This window comes from Nonomuraea sp. NPDC050202 (assembly GCF_040656115.1).
In the GTDB taxonomy this organism is placed as follows: Bacteria; Actinomycetota; Actinomycetes; order Streptosporangiales; family Streptosporangiaceae; genus Nonomuraea.
The window spans coordinates 106,398-122,336 of record NZ_JBFALF010000025.1 but is presented as its reverse complement, the minus strand read 5'-3'; the positions used below and the strand labels follow the sequence as shown (position 1 = coordinate 122,336).

15 protein-coding genes are annotated in these 15,939 nt (G+C 72.1%); 7 read left to right on the top strand and 8 right to left on the bottom strand.

What is annotated here, in order from left to right:
- Nucleotides 1–9: 9 nt before the first annotated feature.
- From AB0I79_RS44000 to AB0I79_RS43990, 3 genes are read right to left on the bottom strand one after another with little or no spacing between them, the layout of a single operon-like run.
- Entirely contained in the window at nucleotides 10–1,047 is a 1,038-nt protein-coding gene (locus AB0I79_RS44000) for a sulfotransferase (protein WP_357886389.1), read from the bottom strand.
- Between the two features lie 21 nt (nucleotides 1,048–1,068).
- Nucleotides 1,069–1,995 (bottom strand): CDP-alcohol phosphatidyltransferase family protein, encoded by a 927-nt coding sequence (locus tag AB0I79_RS43995; protein WP_357886387.1) that lies wholly within the window; start codon nucleotides 1,993–1,995, stop codon nucleotides 1,069–1,071.
- A gap of 48 nt (nucleotides 1,996–2,043) precedes the next feature.
- Complete coding sequence (locus AB0I79_RS43990) at nucleotides 2,044–3,486, bottom strand: glycosyltransferase family 2 protein (RefSeq protein ID WP_357886385.1); 1,443 nt, start codon at nucleotides 3,484–3,486, stop codon at nucleotides 2,044–2,046.
- A gap of 157 nt (nucleotides 3,487–3,643) precedes the next feature.
- Here AB0I79_RS43990 and AB0I79_RS43985 point away from each other — a divergent pair, with 157 nt between their 5' ends.
- Both AB0I79_RS43985 and pseI read left to right on the top strand, forming a co-directional pair.
- Nucleotides 3,644–4,135, top strand: a complete 492-nt coding sequence (locus tag AB0I79_RS43985; RefSeq protein WP_357886383.1) for a GNAT family N-acetyltransferase — start codon at nucleotides 3,644–3,646, stop codon at nucleotides 4,133–4,135.
- Nucleotides 4,132–5,175, top strand: coding sequence for a pseudaminic acid synthase (gene pseI, locus AB0I79_RS43980; protein WP_357886381.1), 1,044 nt, complete (start codon nucleotides 4,132–4,134; stop codon nucleotides 5,173–5,175). The genes AB0I79_RS43985 and pseI overlap by 4 nt, the downstream gene beginning before the upstream one ends.
- Here pseI and AB0I79_RS43975 read toward each other — a convergent pair.
- Together AB0I79_RS43975 and AB0I79_RS43970 are read right to left on the bottom strand one after the other, a co-directional pair.
- Complete coding sequence (locus tag AB0I79_RS43975; protein ID WP_357886379.1) at nucleotides 5,172–6,152, bottom strand: hypothetical protein; 981 nt, start codon at nucleotides 6,150–6,152, stop codon at nucleotides 5,172–5,174. The genes pseI and AB0I79_RS43975 overlap by 4 nt on opposite strands.
- Nucleotides 6,149–6,877, bottom strand: a complete 729-nt coding sequence (locus AB0I79_RS43970) for an NTP transferase domain-containing protein (protein WP_357886377.1) — start codon at nucleotides 6,875–6,877, stop codon at nucleotides 6,149–6,151. Before AB0I79_RS43970 ends, AB0I79_RS43975 begins: the two co-directional genes overlap by 4 nt.
- A 104-nt stretch (nucleotides 6,878–6,981) precedes the next feature.
- On the opposite strand from AB0I79_RS43970, the gene pseB reads away from it, so the two are divergent.
- Both pseB and AB0I79_RS43960 read left to right on the top strand, forming a co-directional pair.
- Entirely contained in the window at nucleotides 6,982–7,959 is a 978-nt protein-coding gene (gene pseB, locus AB0I79_RS43965; protein ID WP_357886375.1) for a UDP-N-acetylglucosamine 4,6-dehydratase (inverting), read from the top strand.
- Nucleotides 7,959–9,083 (top strand): aminotransferase class V-fold PLP-dependent enzyme, encoded by a 1,125-nt coding sequence (locus tag AB0I79_RS43960; RefSeq protein WP_357886373.1) that lies wholly within the window; start codon nucleotides 7,959–7,961, stop codon nucleotides 9,081–9,083. The genes pseB and AB0I79_RS43960 overlap by 1 nt, the downstream gene beginning before the upstream one ends.
- On the opposite strand, the gene AB0I79_RS43955 is transcribed toward AB0I79_RS43960, so the two are convergent.
- Genes AB0I79_RS43955 through AB0I79_RS43945 form a run of 3 tightly spaced genes read right to left on the bottom strand, consistent with a single transcriptional unit; the run spans nucleotide 9,084 to nucleotide 13,462 of the window.
- Entirely contained in the window at nucleotides 9,084–10,970 is a 1,887-nt protein-coding gene (locus AB0I79_RS43955) for a glycosyltransferase family 2 protein (protein ID WP_357886371.1), read from the bottom strand. It lies immediately after the preceding gene.
- 33 nt (nucleotides 10,971–11,003) lie between these two features.
- Entirely contained in the window at nucleotides 11,004–12,629 is a 1,626-nt protein-coding gene (locus AB0I79_RS43950; RefSeq protein WP_357886369.1) for a hypothetical protein, read from the bottom strand.
- Nucleotides 12,626–13,462 carry a hypothetical protein gene (locus AB0I79_RS43945; RefSeq protein ID WP_357886367.1) on the bottom strand — a complete coding sequence of 279 codons (837 nt, stop codon included), beginning with the start codon at nucleotides 13,460–13,462 and terminating at the stop codon, nucleotides 12,626–12,628. The genes AB0I79_RS43950 and AB0I79_RS43945 overlap by 4 nt, the downstream gene beginning before the upstream one ends.
- Before the next feature lie 161 nt (nucleotides 13,463–13,623).
- Here AB0I79_RS43945 and AB0I79_RS43940 point away from each other — a divergent pair, with 161 nt between their 5' ends.
- From AB0I79_RS43940 to AB0I79_RS43930, 3 genes are read left to right on the top strand one after another with little or no spacing between them, the layout of a single operon-like run.
- A complete protein-coding gene (locus AB0I79_RS43940) occupies nucleotides 13,624–13,872 on the top strand; it encodes an acyl carrier protein (protein ID WP_357886365.1) in 249 nt (82 codons plus the stop codon).
- Nucleotides 13,847–14,629 carry an SDR family oxidoreductase gene (locus AB0I79_RS43935; RefSeq protein ID WP_357886363.1) on the top strand — a complete coding sequence of 261 codons (783 nt, stop codon included), beginning with the start codon at nucleotides 13,847–13,849 and terminating at the stop codon, nucleotides 14,627–14,629. The genes AB0I79_RS43940 and AB0I79_RS43935 overlap by 26 nt, the downstream gene beginning before the upstream one ends.
- Nucleotides 14,629–15,936: an AMP-binding protein gene (locus tag AB0I79_RS43930; protein WP_357886361.1), complete on the top strand. Its 1,308-nt coding sequence runs from the start codon at nucleotides 14,629–14,631 to the stop codon at nucleotides 15,934–15,936. The genes AB0I79_RS43935 and AB0I79_RS43930 overlap by 1 nt, the downstream gene beginning before the upstream one ends.
- Nucleotides 15,937–15,939: the final 3 nt, after the last annotated feature.

Below are 15,939 nucleotides of genomic sequence, written 5' to 3'. Positions count from 1 at the left end.
ACAGGGCTGTCAGACGGGTTCGGTGAGCTCCTTGCGTTGCTGCGGGACACCGGCCAGCGACCGCTGGCGGGTGGTGAGCAGCGCGGCGACCGGGCTGGGCTCGCGGAGCCGGTTGAAGCGGTCGCGCATGCTCTTGCGCATGCGCGACGCCTTGCGCTTCTGCATGGTCTTCTGGCACGCCACCACGTGCTCCTTGGACGGCTTGGGCACGCCGCTCAGCTCGTAGCCCATCGACTCCAGCCGATCCCCCAGCATGTGCTCGCACAGCGCGATCTCCCAGTCGTCGAGCCGGTTCGCCCAGCTTCCGACGCGGCTGCGGGTGACCTCGCGGTGCGTGTTGCTGTGCCAGACCTTGTGCTGCGGCACCGCCACGCTGGCCGCCTCGCGCGGCGAGATCATGGCCGGCGAGAAGTCCTCCTCCAGGAAGTGGCAGAGCTTCTTCAGCTCGGTCATGGGGTCGTCCGTGAGGTCCTCGTAGCGCAGCTCGTAGTAGGTGTCCGCGGCCAGCGTGCGCTTCAGCCGGCCGCCCGCGTCGATGGCCTCCGCCCAGGTGGAGACGGCGTGGAAGGAGTCCAGGGTGTACCAGGGCATCTCCTTCAGGGAGGCCACGCAGTCGCGGCCGTCCCTGATGAGGTGGATGAACTGGGCGTCGGGGAAGAGCCGCAGCAGCAGGTCCACCTGCTTGACGTAGCTGGGCCGCTTGTCGCCCCAGCGAGCCTTGTCGAAGCGGTCGGCGTACATGCGGAAGGCCGTGCCGATGACCGAGCCGAGCGAGCCGGGGCCCTCGACGGCCTGCCGGACGAACTCGTTCTTGTCGATCTTGAGCTCGCGGAACTTCGTGCTGCGGTCGGTCGCGATCCACTCCGCCAGGGCGCGGCGCCGCTGGGCGACCCGCAGGTCGCCCCACGTGCGGCGGCGGTAATAAGCGGGAACGAGGAAGCGCGTCTCCGGAGGCACCGCCAGACGGGGGTGCGAGTGGAGCATGAGCTGGAGCATCGTGGTGCCGGACCGCGGACATCCGATGACGAAGACTGGTCGGTCGGACATGACGTAGTAACCCCCGAAAATCTAGACGAGAACGTGCTCTCGGCTCTCCTGAGGCGAGCCCGCGCCGTGCCTGCGCGTGAAGAGCCACATCCGGTAGACAAGGAAGACCTCGTTGGTGAGCAGCAGGAGCCCCGACAGCGCGGCGAGCGGGATCAGCGCCCATGCCCCCGCTATGGGCGCGATGACGAACACCGCCGCGTGGAACTCGATGCCGCTCACCAGGTGCGATCGCACGCGGTGCCGGGCCAGGAACCTGTTGACCCGCCTGAAGAGCCGGAAGAAGGCGCGCGGCCGGGAGGTCCGCCCCAGCGCTGCCCGCTCGGGCTCCTGACCAGGAAGAGGGTCCGGGCCGGTGAGAGGGTCCGGGTGAAGAAGGGGATCCCGGTCGAGAAGCGGATCCGGGCCCAGGAGAGGATCCGGGCCGAGAAGGGGATCCGGGTCCGACAGGGGATCCGGCTCCTGGCGCTCCTCCCTGACGGCCTCGCGCACGCGCTTCATCTGCGGCGCGTTGACGTACCTGAACAGGTCCAGGACCGCCACCGCCGCGCCGAGCACCACGTAGCGCACATCGCCGGTCAGCGCGTACTGCCCGTAGGCCAGGCCCCCCGCGCACAGGACCACCCTGATCCGGTCGCCCACGTAGTCGAGCCAGAGACCGAACGGCGTCCCCGTGCCCTTGAGCCGGGCGATTTTGCCGTCCACGCAGTCGATCATGAAGCTCAGATAGAAGAAGCCTGCGCCCGCTATGAGGTGGTTCGTCGCGAAACAGACGGCCGACACCATGCCGAGGACCAGCGAGAGCACCGTGAGTCCGTTGGGTGTCATCCGGGTGCGGTTGGCGACGGGAAGTGCGACCCGGCAGGCGACCGGGTCCACGAAATACACGGTCCACCAGGAGTCTCTCCGCTTGCGTGTCTCGTAGACGTCATCCAGCGAATAGGTCCTCATGCCTCCCAGCATGACCACGCGACGCGCCGGAACGATTACTGTCTGGAACTACTGGGGGATGTCCATGCCGCTTCTTGACCAACCCGGCACGGAGAACCGCCACACGGCGCCGTCCGCGGCGTCCCGGCACCAGCACTTGAGGACGAGCCCGCGCATTTCGGCCCGCACCTGGAGCCTCCAGGGGCCGCCGCCTTCGAGCCGGTCCGGATCGACGGCGGCCACGACGCCGTAGCGGCCGCGACGCCGGGTCTCCAGCGGAACGCGGCGCCGGCCGTCGCTGAGCCACAGGCCGACCTTGGCGATCTTGCGATCGACGCGGTGGATGGCCACGTACGCGCGCAGGCGGTACTCGGCGCCGGTCCACTCGCACGACTCGACCCTGGCGATCAGCTTGAGCTCCTCGCGGGCGTCGAACACCTCGTCGGGGATGCGCAGGCGGCGGTCGCGGAAGAAGGGGTAGTCGCCGTACCAGTGGGTGGTGCGCATCCCGCGCGGCACCACGCGCGTGACGTCCTCGCGCCCGCGCCGGAACTCGCGCACCGTACGCAGCTCCGCGATCAGGCCGCGCCTGAGCAGGTGCAGCTCCAGCCGGCGCAGCGACGGCGCGGAGTCCAGCACGTGCGGCCCCAGCGTCGCCAGCCACGAGTGCGCCAGCTCCAGCAGCGGCCCCGGATCCCCCTCGCAGTGCTCCAGCGCCTGGAACAGGAAGACGGTGTCCTTCTCCAGCACGAGCGCGTCGAAGCCGTCGAGCAGCTCGGGCGCCCGGTCGTCCAGGAACGCGCGCACCGAGCGGATGGCCGCCAGCCGCTCGCTCAGGTTGGGCAGCTCGGAGCGGCGCTGGGTGATCGAGGTCTCCCCCTCCTCGCGCTTGCGCCAGTGGTAGACGACCTCGCCCACCATGTCCACGCTGGTCGCGAGCACGTGGGCCTGCATGGCGACCGGCACGTCCTCGTAGATGCCCGAGGGGAACGCCAGGCCCGCGCGCTCCCAGAAGTCGCGCCGGTAGACCTTGTTCCACACCGTGCGGTCCCTGACCAGCACATGCTTGTCGGTGATGTGCGTGCACAGCTGCGGGCGCCTGAACACCTTCTCGTGCAGGATCGACTCCTCCAGCTCGCCGTCCACCAGCCGCCGCACCGCGCCGCACGCCAGGTCGGAGCCGGTCTCGGCGAGCTTGCCGACGAGCAGCTCGTACGCCTCGGGCGGCACCACGTCGTCACCGTCCGCGAACGCCAGGTACGTGCCCCGCGCCTGCCTGATCCCCTGGTTGCGGGCCGGCCCCGGCCCCAGGTTGCGCTGGCCGATCAGGACGAAGCGCTCGTCCCTGGCCACGAAGTCCTCGGCGATGCGCCGGCTGCCGTCCACGGAGCCGTCGTCCACCAGGACCACCTCCAGGTCCTCCAGGGTCTGGGCGGCCAGGGACTTCAGGCACTCGGCGAGGTACGGCTCCACGTTGTAGATCGGGACGATGACGCTGAGCAGGGGGATCATGCCGGATTCGCTCCTTGGCTCGGTACCGGGTCGAGGGCAGCATGCCTCGGTGGTCGACCGGATTCCGTGTCCGATGGCTGTCCCTGATGAGCTCTTTACCGGACGCGTAATCCGCTACGTTGTGCAAGAGATCAAGCACAAAGAGTAAGGGGGGAACGTGCTGAGGGAGGTCCAGGGCGACGATCTGGCGGATATGCGCCGTTGGCGCAACCATCCGCGCGTGCGCGCCGCCAGCTTCACCACGCACGAGATCACGGAGGACGAGCATCTGCGCTGGTGGGAGGCCGTCCGCACCGACCCGGGCAGACGCGTGCTGATCTACGACCACCACGGGGTCGCCACGGGGGTGGTGACCTACTCAGACCTGACACCGGAGAGCGCCACCTGGGGTTACTACCTCGACCTCGACACGCTGGAGCGGCAGGGCAGCCTGCTGCGGGCCTGGATCGGGCTGGAGCAGGCGGCCGTCGGGCACGCCTTCGGCCCGCTCGGGCTGAGCAGGCTGCGCGGCGAGGTGCTCGACGGCAACGAGCCGGTCATGCGGTTGCACAGGCGGTTCGGGTTCGTCGAGGTGGGCAGGCGCAAGCAGGTCGTGGACGGGGTGCCGCGCGAGGCCGTGACCTTCGAGATCAGGAAGGAAGAACGATGATCTCCATCGGAGGACGGGCGATCGGGCCGGGGCATCCGCCGTTCGTCGTGGCCGAGCTGTCCGGCAACCACAACGGCAGCCTGGAGCGGGCGCTGGCCATCGTGGACGCGGTGGCCGACGCGGGGGCGCACGCGCTGAAGCTGCAGACGTACACGCCCGACACGCTGACCATCGACTGCGACGCTCCGCCGTTCCGGGTGGGCGACGAGCACGAGCTGTGGGGCGGGGAGAGCCTCTACCGGCTCTTCGAGCGGGCGCACACGCCGTGGGCGTGGCACGAGCCGATCTTCGCGCGGGCGCGGGAGCGGGGGCTGGTCGCGTTCTCGGCGCCGTTCGATCCGACGGCGGTCGAGCTGCTGGAGAAGCTGGACGCGCCGGCGTACAAGATCGCGTCTTCGGAGATCGTGGACCTGCCGCTGATCCGGCTGGCCGCCGGCACCGGCAAGCCGCTGATCATCTCCACGGGGATGGCCTCCGTCTCCGAGATCGAGGCGGCGGTGTCGGCGGCCCGCGAGGCCGGATGCACGCAGCTCGCCGTGCTGTCGTGCACGGCGTCCTACCCCGCCTCCCCGTCGGAGAGCAACCTGCGCGCGCTGCCGCTGCTGGCCGCCGTCACGGGCGAGGTCGTGGGACTGTCCGACCACACGCCCGGGCTCGGCGCCGCGCTGGCGGCGGTGGCGCTGGGGGCCTGCCTGATCGAGAAGCACGTCACCCTGTCGCGGGCCGACGGCGGGGTGGACTCGGCCTTCTCGCTGGAGCCGGCCGAGCTGGCGGCGCTGGTGGTGGAGAGCGAGCGGGCCTGGGAGTCGCTGGGCGAGGTGGCGATCGGGCCCCGGCCGTCCGAGCGGGAGGGGCTGCGCTTCCGCCGCTCGCTGTACGTGGTGCGGGACGTGCGCGCCGGCGAGCCCGTGACGCCGGAGAACGTACGGTCGATCCGGCCGGCGGGCGGCCTGCCTCCCGACGCCGCCGCGGCGGTCATGGGCCGGCGCTTCACCCGCGACACGCCGTTCGGCACGCCGCTGACCTGGGACCTGATCTAGCAGATCTCCAGGAGGGCGTCGGCGACGCGCTCGCGGCCCCTGCCGTCCACCAGGCCGCTCCCCCGGCGGCCGTGCTCCTCGCGGGCGGCGGGGTCGGCGAGCAGGCGGGCCAGCAAGCCGGTCGCCGCCGGGTCCGCCGCGCGCCCGAGCCCGGCCGCCGCGCCCCTGCCCACCAGCTCCTCGTACCCGATGAGCTGGTTGTCCGCCACCCACGTCAGCGCCGTCGGGACGCCCAGGTAGAGCAGCTCCCAGATGGCCGAACCGGCCGCCGTCACCACCAGGTCGGCCGCCGCCATCAGCTCCGGCAGCCGGTCCGTCGGCGGGATGACGGTGATCGGCCCGCCCGCCTCGAACGGCGCCGAGCTGACGACCGTGCCGCGGAAGGGCCGCCCGGTGGCGTTGAGCGCCCGCGCCCACGCCGGGGCGACGCCGCCGCTGTCCGTGCCGCCGAAGAAGCACAGCACGCTGGGCACCGCGCTCCCGCCCGGGACCGGCCGGGTGCGCCGGCGCACGCTGTCGCGCAGCAGCGCGTACCGGGCTCCGGCCAGCCGCCTGGCAGGCAGCGGGAAGGGCCGCCGCTCGGCGCCGAGGTTCTGGTCGAGGTAGAGGTCGGCCTCCTGGCCCAGCGGGTCGCCGTCCACCAGGGCCAGCACCGCGAAGCGGGCGTCCCGCAGCACCGCCCCGGTCCGCGCGGGCAGGTCGTAGGAGTCGAGCACCACGGCGTCCAGGCGCAGCTCGCAGGCCAGCGCGGCCAGCCTGTCGGGCTCGCGCGGCGCGGGCACCAGCGGGAACCCGCGCTCGCGCAGCTGCGCCCGCGCCCACGCCGAGCCGCACACCTCGCCGAGGAAGACCACCCCGGCGCCCCGCGCGCACAGCTCCTCGGCCAGTGCCACGCAGCGCACCAGGTGCCCGACCCCGCGCTTCGCCCCGGCATCGCAGCGGAAGCCCACCCGGGCCGGGCGTGCCACGCCGCTCACGCGTCCTGCAGGGCCTTCTGCCGCACGTGCGCGTTGAGCCCGCACACCTCGGGCCGCTCGCGCAGCCAGCTCACCAGTGTCCTGACCGGCACGCAGCGGTCGCCCAGCTCGGCCACCACCGCCGAGATCAGCCGCCAGTCGTCCTCGGTGTCGAGCGTGACCCGCAGGTCGTCGGCGGCGGGCCGGTAGGCGAGCCCGAGCAGCCGCGCCTCGCCCGGCTGCTCGTAGAGGTAGGAGGTGACGTGGGTGCGGTGGTAGCCGGTGGCCTCGGCGTCGGCCCGGGCGAAGGCGGCCCGGCTCGCGAGCTCCACGTCGATCCCGCGCGGCAGCGTACGCGCCAGGCTCGTGCTCAGGTAGTCGAGCCCCGGCACGGCGCGGAAGACCAGGGCCGCCTCCCTGATCACCTCCGGGTCCAGCAGCGGGCAGTCGGCGGTGAACCGCATGACGGCGTCCCACCGCCGCCCCGCCAGCGCCTGCGCGAACCGCGTCAGCACGTCGTCGACGGGCCCCCGGTGGCAGGCGACGCCCAGCCGGTGGCACTCGGCGACGACCGCGTCGTCGGCCGGCTCGGTGGTGGTGGCCACGACGAGGTCGTCCAGCGCTCCCGCCTCGCGCGCGGCGCGGACCACCCAGCCCAATACGGAGCGGCCACCCAGCTCTCGCAGCACCTTTCCGGGTAGACGTGTTGAGCCCATGCGAGCCTGAACAATCCCGACAATACGCACCGAAGCCCCATTCCCCCGTGTGACAGCGCGTGATTATCCGATCGCGCTATGCTACCGCCTGCCACGACGACTACAGCGCGTAAAGCGCGATTCCAGGGGGCCACGTGAGCATTCTCAGTGGATCGTCGATTCTGATCACCGGAGGAACGGGGTCCTTCGGCAAGGCGTTCATCCGTCACGCGCTCGACTCGCTCGCGGTCCGCCGCCTGGTGGTCTTCTCCCGCGACGAGCTCAAGCAGTACGAGACCAGGCAGCTCTTCGGCGACGACGAGCGGCTGCGCTGGTTCATCGGCGACATCCGCGACCGCGACCGGCTCACCCGCGCCATGCACGGCATCGACCACGTCGTGCACGCCGCCGCGCTCAAGCAGGTCGACACCGCCGAGTACAACCCGTTCGAGTACGTCCGCACCAACGTGGCCGGCTCGCAGAACGTCGTGGAGGCCGCGATCGACTGCGGCGTGCGCAAGGTCGTCGCGCTCTCCACCGACAAGGCGTCCAGCCCGATCAACCTCTACGGCGCCACGAAGCTGGTCGCCGACAAGCTCTTCGTCTCGGCCAACCACTACGCCGCCGCCCACGAGACCCGCTTCTCGGTGGTCCGCTACGGCAACGTCGTCGGCAGCAGGGGCTCGGTGATCCCGCTGTTCCAGCGGCTGGCGCAGCAGGGCGGCAGCCTGCCGATCACCGACAAGCGCATGACCAGGTTCTGGATCACGCTGGAGCAGGCAGTCAGGTTCGTGGTCGACTCCTTCGACCTCATGCAGGGCGGCGAGCTGTACGTGCCGCGCATCCCCAGCATGCGCATCACCGACCTGGCCGAGGCGCTGGCCCCCAGCAGCCCGATCTACGAGATCGGCGTCCGGCCCGGCGAGAAGCTGCACGAGGAGATGATCGGCCCCGACGACGGCCGCAGGACGCTGCGGCTGGAGGACCGCTACGTCGTCCAGCCCACGATCGCGACCTGGGGCTACAAGCCGCCGCACACCGGCGAGCTGCTGCCCGAGGGCTTCTCCTACCGCTCCGACACCAACGAGCACTGGCTGTCGGTCGACGACCTGCGCGACATGGTGGCCGGCTGATGCTGCCCTACGGCCGGCAGTCGATCGCCGAGTCCGACGTCGAGGCGGTCACCGAGGTGCTGCGCGGCGACTGGCTGACGACCGGGCCCGCGGTCGGCCGGTTCGAGGCGGAGCTGGCCCGCTGGACGGGCGGCGTGCCATGCGTGTCGGTCACGTCGGGCACCGCGGCGCTGCACGTCGCCTACGTGGCGGCCGGGGTCGGAGCGGGCGACGAGGTGGTCACCTCGCCGCTTACGTTCGTGGCCACGGCCGCCACGGCCGCCCTCCTCGGCGCCCGCGTGCGCTTCGCCGACGTGCGCCCCGACACCGGCAACCTCGACCCCGACGCCGCAGCCGCGCTGGTCACCGCCAGGACGCGGGCGATCACGGCGGTCGACTACGCCGGCCATCCCGCCGACTACGACGAGCTGCGGCAGGTCACCGACGAGGCCGGTGCCGTGCTCGTGGCCGACGCCGCGCACTCGATCGGGTCGGCGTACAAGGACCGGCCGGTGGGCTCGCTGGCCGACCTGACCACGTTCTCGTTCTTCCCCACCAAGACCGTGACGACGGCGGAGGGCGGCGCCGTGGCGGCGGCCGACCCCGCGCTGCTGCGGCGGGCCGCCCGGTTCAGGAACCACGGCCTGGTCAGGGATCCGGCCGAGCAGCGACACCCCGGCGAGGGCGGCTGGCACCAGGAGGTGCACGAGTTCGGGCTCAACTACCGGCTGCCCGACGTGCTGTGCGCGCTCGGCGTCAGCCAGCTGCGCAGGCTGGAGCGCTTCCGTGAGCGGCGGGCCGAGCTGGTCGAGCGGTACCACGCGATGTTGCGCGGCGTGCCCGGGCTGACGCTGCCGGCCCAGCGCGCGTACGTGCGGCCGAGCTGGCACCTCTACCCCGTCAGGGTCGGTGACGGGCGGCGGCGCGAGGTGTACGAGCGCATGCGTGCCGCCGGCATCGGCGTCCAGGTGAACTACGTGCCGGCGTACTGGCACCCGGTGTTCGAGGACCTCGGCTACCGGCGCGGCCTGTGCCCCAACGCCGAGGCGTACTACGCCGAGGAGCTGTCGCTGCCGCTGTTCCCCGGCCTGACCGACGCCCAGCAGGAGCACGTCGTGGAGACGCTGACCGGCATCCTCCGGTAGCTAGCGCTCGGCCAGCAGCAGGCAGCCGTCCTCGCCGCGGTCGATCAGGAAGCGCCGCTCGTCCACCGTCGCGACCGCCCGCTGCCTCGTCCGCACGAGGGGCCGGATGGCGGTGCCCTGATCGATCACCACCTCCCACCACGACTCGTGCCCCACGCGTTCGTCGATGTCGGCCAGCGGCACCCGCGCGTGGAAGTCCTGCCCGGCCAGCGCCACGGGGAAGTACATCTCCTCGCCGTCGCTCCTGCGCTGCAGCCGCAGCACCGGCTCGCCGTCGCCGACGTCGGACATCTCCCCCGAGAAGATCAGCTCGCCGCCGTCCACGCGGTACTCGCCGATGACCGCGTCGGCCGTACGCAGCCGCACGCCCCAGGCGCCCTTCGCGTTGCGCGCCGGCACCAGCCACACCCCGGCCTTGCGCCGCGGCACCGGGATCAGCGGCGGCAGCCAGCGCGGCCCTGCCACCCGCCCGTCCAGCCGCAGGCCGTGCCCCCTGAGCTGCACCTTCAGGTCCCAGTGGCCGTGCCGGGCGAGCTGCCCCCGCGACAGGGCGCCGGGGTCGAAGGCGAACCTGAACGGGAACGCGTGCTCCGGCAGCCGCCCCCCGTCCTCCTGCTCCACGCTCTCCCAGACGGGCACGCTCTCCTCGTCGGACAGCGGCACCACGTCACCGGTCCCCCGCTCCTGCATGTAGGTACGCACCCGCACCCGGCGCAGCTCCCCCACGTCGAACCGGCCCACGGCCACCCGTCCCGAGCCGTGCAGCACGCCGTCGCTCCAGTCGACGCTCACCAGCCTGGTCTGCAGCGCCAGCTCGTCGGAGACCTCGGACAGGTGCCCCGGCATCGCCGGGTGGCGGCCGTACCAGCGCTTGCGCAGCAGCCCGACCGAGCCGATCTTGGGTCGCAGCCGCCCGTCACCCGCCTGCGCGTGGACGCCCGCCAGCTCGCCGAGGCGGCGCTCGTGCAGCAGGTGGACCAGGAGCCGCTGCTCGAACGGCAGGCTCTGCCAGGCCTCGGGCGACACGCCGTCGAGGTAGCGCACGGCCAGGTCCACCAGGCCGGGGTCGGCCGAGCCGCCCATCGTGGCCAGCGCCTCCACGGCGACGGACATGTCGATGTCCAGCGTGTCGCGGTCGAAGTCGGGCTTGAGCTTCGGCGCGCCGGCGGCCAGCAGGTCGGCGGTCTGCAGCACGGACAGCAGCCGGTCGCGCAGGTTCCCCGGCTCCAGGCGGCGCTGGGTGATCGAGGCGTCCGGCTCGTCGCGGTGCCGCCAGTGGTAGACGACCCTGGCCAGCACGTCCACGGAGCGGGCGCCGATGTGCGCGGCCATGGCCACGGGCTGGTCCTCGTACATGCGCTCGGGGAAGCTCAGGCCCAGGGCGTCCCAGAAGGAGCGGCGGTAGACCTTGTTCCACAACATGCGGTCGCGGATCAGCAGCGGGTGGCGGGTGATGTGGGTGCGCCTGGCGGGCCTGGCGAACGCCTCGCGGTGCGCCCACGACGGGACGAGCAGGTTGCGGTAGAGGCGCAGGACGTTGCCGCAGGCCAGGTCGGAGCCGGTGTCCTCCAGCGAGGCCACCAGGCGTTTGAACGCGTCGCGCGGGACGGTGTCGTCGCCGTCCACGAAGGCGAGGTAGTCGCCGCTCGCGTGGCGCACCCCGACGTTGCGGGCGTGACCCACCCCGTGGTTGTCCTGCCTGATGAGGGTGATCCGCGGGTCGTCCTCGAGTCTGGACTCGACGACGGCCGCGCCCTGGTCGGCGCTGCCGTCGTCCACGCAGATCACCTCCAGCTCCTCCAGCGTCTGGGCCGCTATGGAGTCAAGGCAGGGTCCGATGTACTTCTCGACGTTGTGGAACGGGACGATCACCGAAAGAACCGGCACATGCACTCCTCATCGTTTCCTCAGCTCGTTGCCTCAGCCGGACAGCAGGCGGATGACACGGCGGGCGACCTTGCGGGGGCGGGCCAGGCGGCGGGAGAGGCGGTAGCCGAGCGTCCTGCGGTAGGCGGTGGCCTTGCGCTGGGTCCTGCGCAGCTTGGCCTTGGCCCGCACCAGCTCGCGCTCGCGGTAGGAGAGCTTGGTCTCCAGACGGGAGACCCTGGCCAGGGCGGCGGTGAGCTGGTCGGCCAGGCGGTCGCGGGCGGCCAGCAGGTCGCGGTACGTCGGGGCGTGCTCGGCCAGCTCGGCGGGCTGGCCCAGCTCGGCGTCCAGCTTGCGGGCCCGGTCGAGGTCGCCCGCGTCGCACGGCCGCCCGGCCATGCCGCACAGGGTCAGCGTGAGCTGGTCGGCCTCCAGCGGCCACGGCCACGGATGGTGGTGCCCCGCCGCCAGCAGCCTGACCGCGAACCGCCACAGGATCCGGCACAGCACGACCCGCGGCCCCGGCGGCACGGCCGGCCCCACGGGCGGGTTGACCGCGGCGAACCGCTCGCCGTCGAAGACCAGGCTGTCGGTCGCCGCCGACACGTCGCCGCCCGACTCCAGCCAGTCGGCCAGCCCGGCGAGCACCTCCCGCACGGTCCTGACGTCCTCGCGGGCGCACGCCTCGACGAGGATCTCCTCGACCACCCGGCCCGCCGGGATGGGCCGCTCCTGGCCGCCGGGCAGGCGTCTGGTGCCGGCGGCGGTGAGCTCGTACAGGGCCGGGCCCTCCTCGATGAGGCCCAGCGGCAGCTCCACCGCCCGCGGCTGGTCGGCGGGGCGGGGCATCCTGGTGGCCACGGCCAGCCACAGCGGGGCCAGCTCCTCGCCCAGGCGATGTCTGAACACCAGCCGGGTCAGCCGCAGGGGGTCGGCCACCAGCATCCGGTCGCCGTCCCTGGCGCTCAGCGGGAACGTGAGCGCCTCGGGCAGCTCGAACGCCAGCGCCTCCCTGGACAGCAGCGACCGCGGCGCCCGCCGGTCCGGATAGGCCGCGTAGCAGCGCTGCAGGCTCAGCCCCGCCGACTCGAGCCCCAGGTCGAGCGCCTCGGGGCCGCTGGGGTAGCTCGGGTCGAAACCGTGCGGCGCCCACTGGTCGTCGGCGCACTCCCGGTCGGCCGGCCTGGCCTCGATGAAGCGGTCCACGCCCAGGTCGTTGCGCACGCCGAGGACCAGCCTGCCGCCGGGCGCGACCAGGTCGGCCAGCGCGCCCAGCGACTCGCTCCAGGCCGCGGCCGGCGCCTCGGCCGAGTGGGTGCGCAGCAGCCCGTCCATCGCCAGCACCAGGTCGTACGGCTCCTCGGCGTCCAGCAGCTCCAGCCGGCCGCAGTACACCTCCAGCCCAGGGTGCCGCGCCCCGAGCGCGCAGGCGTCAGGGTAGGAGCGCAGCAGCGCGGCGGCCGACGGGGCGCGCGCGACCACGTCGTCCACCAGCGTCCGCGGATGCGGGCCGACCATCAGCACCCGCCCGCTCTCCGGGATCGTCCGCCTGATCAGCTCCAGCGCCGCGCCCCGCCACTCGGTGACGCCGCCCATCGCGGCCATGTCCGACCACAGCAGCATCTCCCCGCCGATCAGCCGGACGTTCCCGGGCGTCTCGTCGCTCGTGGGGGCCTTCATGCCGTGCGCACCCGCTTCCATCCGAACATCTGCAGTAGCTCCTCCGGTGTCGCCTGATACTCGAAACCCAGCTCGCGCCGCGCCACCTCCGCCGCCAGCCCGGGATCGACGTGCGTGCCGTGCAGCTCGGGCCAGAGCCGTTTGCGGCGGGCCGTGCCGCCGTACTCGGGACGTTCGTCGTCGAACTGCATCGGATCGCCGTACACGGCCACCTCGCAGCCCACCGAGGCGCCGTAGAACAGCGCGCTGCCGAGCCGGTTGGAGGCCACCCTGCGGTGGCGCCGCAACTCGACGAGCTGCTTGCGCAGGAAGTCGCGGCCATTTCCCTCCCAGCGGGATCCACGCTCGCCATGGCAGATGACCCGGAATCCCCTCGATTCATACGAACGCCGAATGTCCGGATTTGCGTATTCAAGCCAATAAAGGCAGACAGTGACCGGACCAATCTCGACATCTCGGATTTCGTCGGCAAGTCGGGCGTGGTCGCCGCTGACGGAATGCTTTTCCCAGCCATGAAAGGGATACCAGATCGTGCCCTCGCGATCGGGGAGCACACCCAGGTCGGGCTCCAGATGAAGGAGGTAGATCCAGGGGGCGCCGATCAGGTAGTGGCCCCTGCGGCCCATCGACCAGCCCCTGCGCCGCAGCACGTCCGACCAGACGAAACGGGGGTATCCGGGGCTGCACCAGTGGTCGTTCGGGGGAAATCCGTGGAGATAGTTCCATCCGTGCTGAAGGAAACCCTGGATTCGTTTCGGCGCCTCGTCGGGCAGGCCACAGTACGCGCCGAGTATGCGGGAGTGCCCGTACCAGTGATTGGATTCGTCCATCATTCCCCCCGTACGGTTGCCGTGGTCCCATCCGACATTCCCAGCCCTCCTCGGGGGTCACGCCTGGTTATACGGTTCCATTACTCAGGACGGGGGCTTGGTTTCTTCTGGCGGGCGATTGCCGCTACACTTCGTCATGGCTTGAGGACAGAGAGTGAGTGATCATGAGTCATCTCGATCGCCTGCGGGCCGTCTTCCGCATGGCGCTCAACCTTCCGCCCGACGCCGACGTCGACGGTCTCGAATACCGCGCCATCCCGCAGTGGGACTCTCTCGCGCACATGGCGCTGATCGCGGCGATGGAGGACGAGTTCTCCGTCATGATCGACACCGACGAAATGATCGACATGAGCTCGTTCGCCAAGGCGGCCGAGCTGCTGGAGAAGCATGGCATCGGCGCGGCCGCCCTCTGACGACACCCGCACCGCTGCCCCCTGGCCCAGGGTCGCGCTGGTCACGGGCTCGACGAGGGGCATCGGCCGGGCCGTGGCCGCCACGCTGGCGGCCTCCGGTCACACGGTCGTGGTGCACGGGCGCGACGAGGAGCGGGCCGCGAAGGCGGCGGCCGAGGTCGCAGCCGAGACCGGCGGCGTGGTCGACTCGGTCGCCGGCGACGTGGGTGATCTGGCGCAGGTGTCCGCCACGATGCGGCGCATCTACGAGCGGCACGGCCGGCTCGACGGGCTCGTCGTCAACGCGGGCGTGCACGAGGCGGGCCTGCTCGGCATGACGGGGCAGGCCGCCATCGACCGCCTCTTCCAGGTCAACGCCGTCGGCGCCACCCACACCCTGCAGGCCGCGCTGCGGCTGCTGCGCCGGGGCACGTCACCGGCCGTGGTGCTGATGGCCTCGATCATGGGGCGCGCGGGCGGGCCCGGGCAGGCGGTGTACTCGGCGACGAAGGCGGCGGTGCTCGGCCTCACCATGGCCGCGGCCAAGGAGCTCGGGCCGTCCGGGGTCAGGGTCAACGCCGTGGCGCCCGGCTACATCCGTACCGACCTGCTCGCCACGCTCGGCGACGACGCCCGCGCCGGCGTGGTCGCGGCGACCCCGCTCGGCCGGCTCGGCGAGCCGGGCGACGTGGCGGCGGCCGTGGCGTTCCTGCTGTCGCCGCAGGCCGGGTTCGTGACCGGCCAGGTGCTCGGCGTCGACGGCGGGCTGGTGTTGTGATGTTCCCGCACCCGCAGGCCCAGCTCATCCCCTCGGGCGCCGAGGAGGGCATCGGCGGCGACAAGCTGGCCCACTACATCAAGCGCGCGGCGGAGAATCTCGACGGGCTGCGGCCCGGGCCGCTGTTCTGCGCCATGCGCAACACCCTGGCCTCCGTGTTGTGCTACCTCGGCGCCTGGCACGCCGGGCGGCCGATCGCGCTGCTCGACCCCGACCTGCCGGCCGCCACGCTGGCCGAGCTGTCGGAGCGGTTCAGGCCGGCCGCGCTGCTCGGGTTCACCAACCCGCTGGAGGACCCGCCGCCGCCCCGCACCGACGTGCCGGACCCGCATCCCGACCTCGGCCTGCTCCTGGCCACCTCGGGCTCGACGGGCAACCCCAAGCTCGTGCGCCTGTCGCGCCAGGCCGTGCTGTCCAACGCCCAGGCCATCGCCACGGCCCTGTCGATCGGCCCGGGCGAGATCGCGCCCACGAGCCTGCCGCTGCACTACAGCTACGGCCTGTCGGTGCTCAACAGCCACCTCATCGCGGGCGGCGCCGTGGTGCTGACGGAGGCCGGGCTGCTGGAGCGGTCGTTCTGGGCGGATCTGCACGCCTACGACTGCACGTCGCTGGCCGCCGTCCCGTACCAGTACTCGATGATGCGGCGCATCCGCTTCGACCGCTCCAAGTACCCCAGGCTCACCACGCTCACGCAGGCGGGCGGGCGGCTCGCGCCGGACCTGACCGAGGAGTTCGCCGCCCAGGTGGAGCGGTTCTACGTGATGTACGGGCAGACGGAGGCCACGGCCCGCATGACCGTGCTGCCTCCCGACCGGCTCGCCGACAAGCTCGGCACGGTCGGGGTCGCCCTGCCCGGCGGGTCGCTGGAGATCGCCGACGGCGAGATCGTCTACCGCGGGCCCAACGTCATGATGGGCTACGCCGAGAACGCCGAGGACCTGGCCAGAGGCGACGACCTGGGCGGGGTGCTGCGCACGGGCGACCTCGGGGCGCTCGACCCCGAAGGGTTCCTGCAGGTCACCGGGCGGCTCAAGCGCATCGCGAAGGTCTTCGGCACCCGGGTCAACATGGACGACGTCGAGCGCATGCTGCGCGGCCTCGGCCCCGTGGCGGTGACCAGCGGCGACGACCGGGTGACGGTCTGGACGGAAGCGCTCGATCCCACCGCCCAGGTCCGCATGGCCCGGCGGCTGGGGGCCGAGCTGCGGCTGCACTGGAGCGGGTTCGACATGCGGCACATCGATCACCTGCCGCTCCTGGCGACGGGCAAGATCGACTACCGCACGCTGGAGTCGCTCACATGAGCG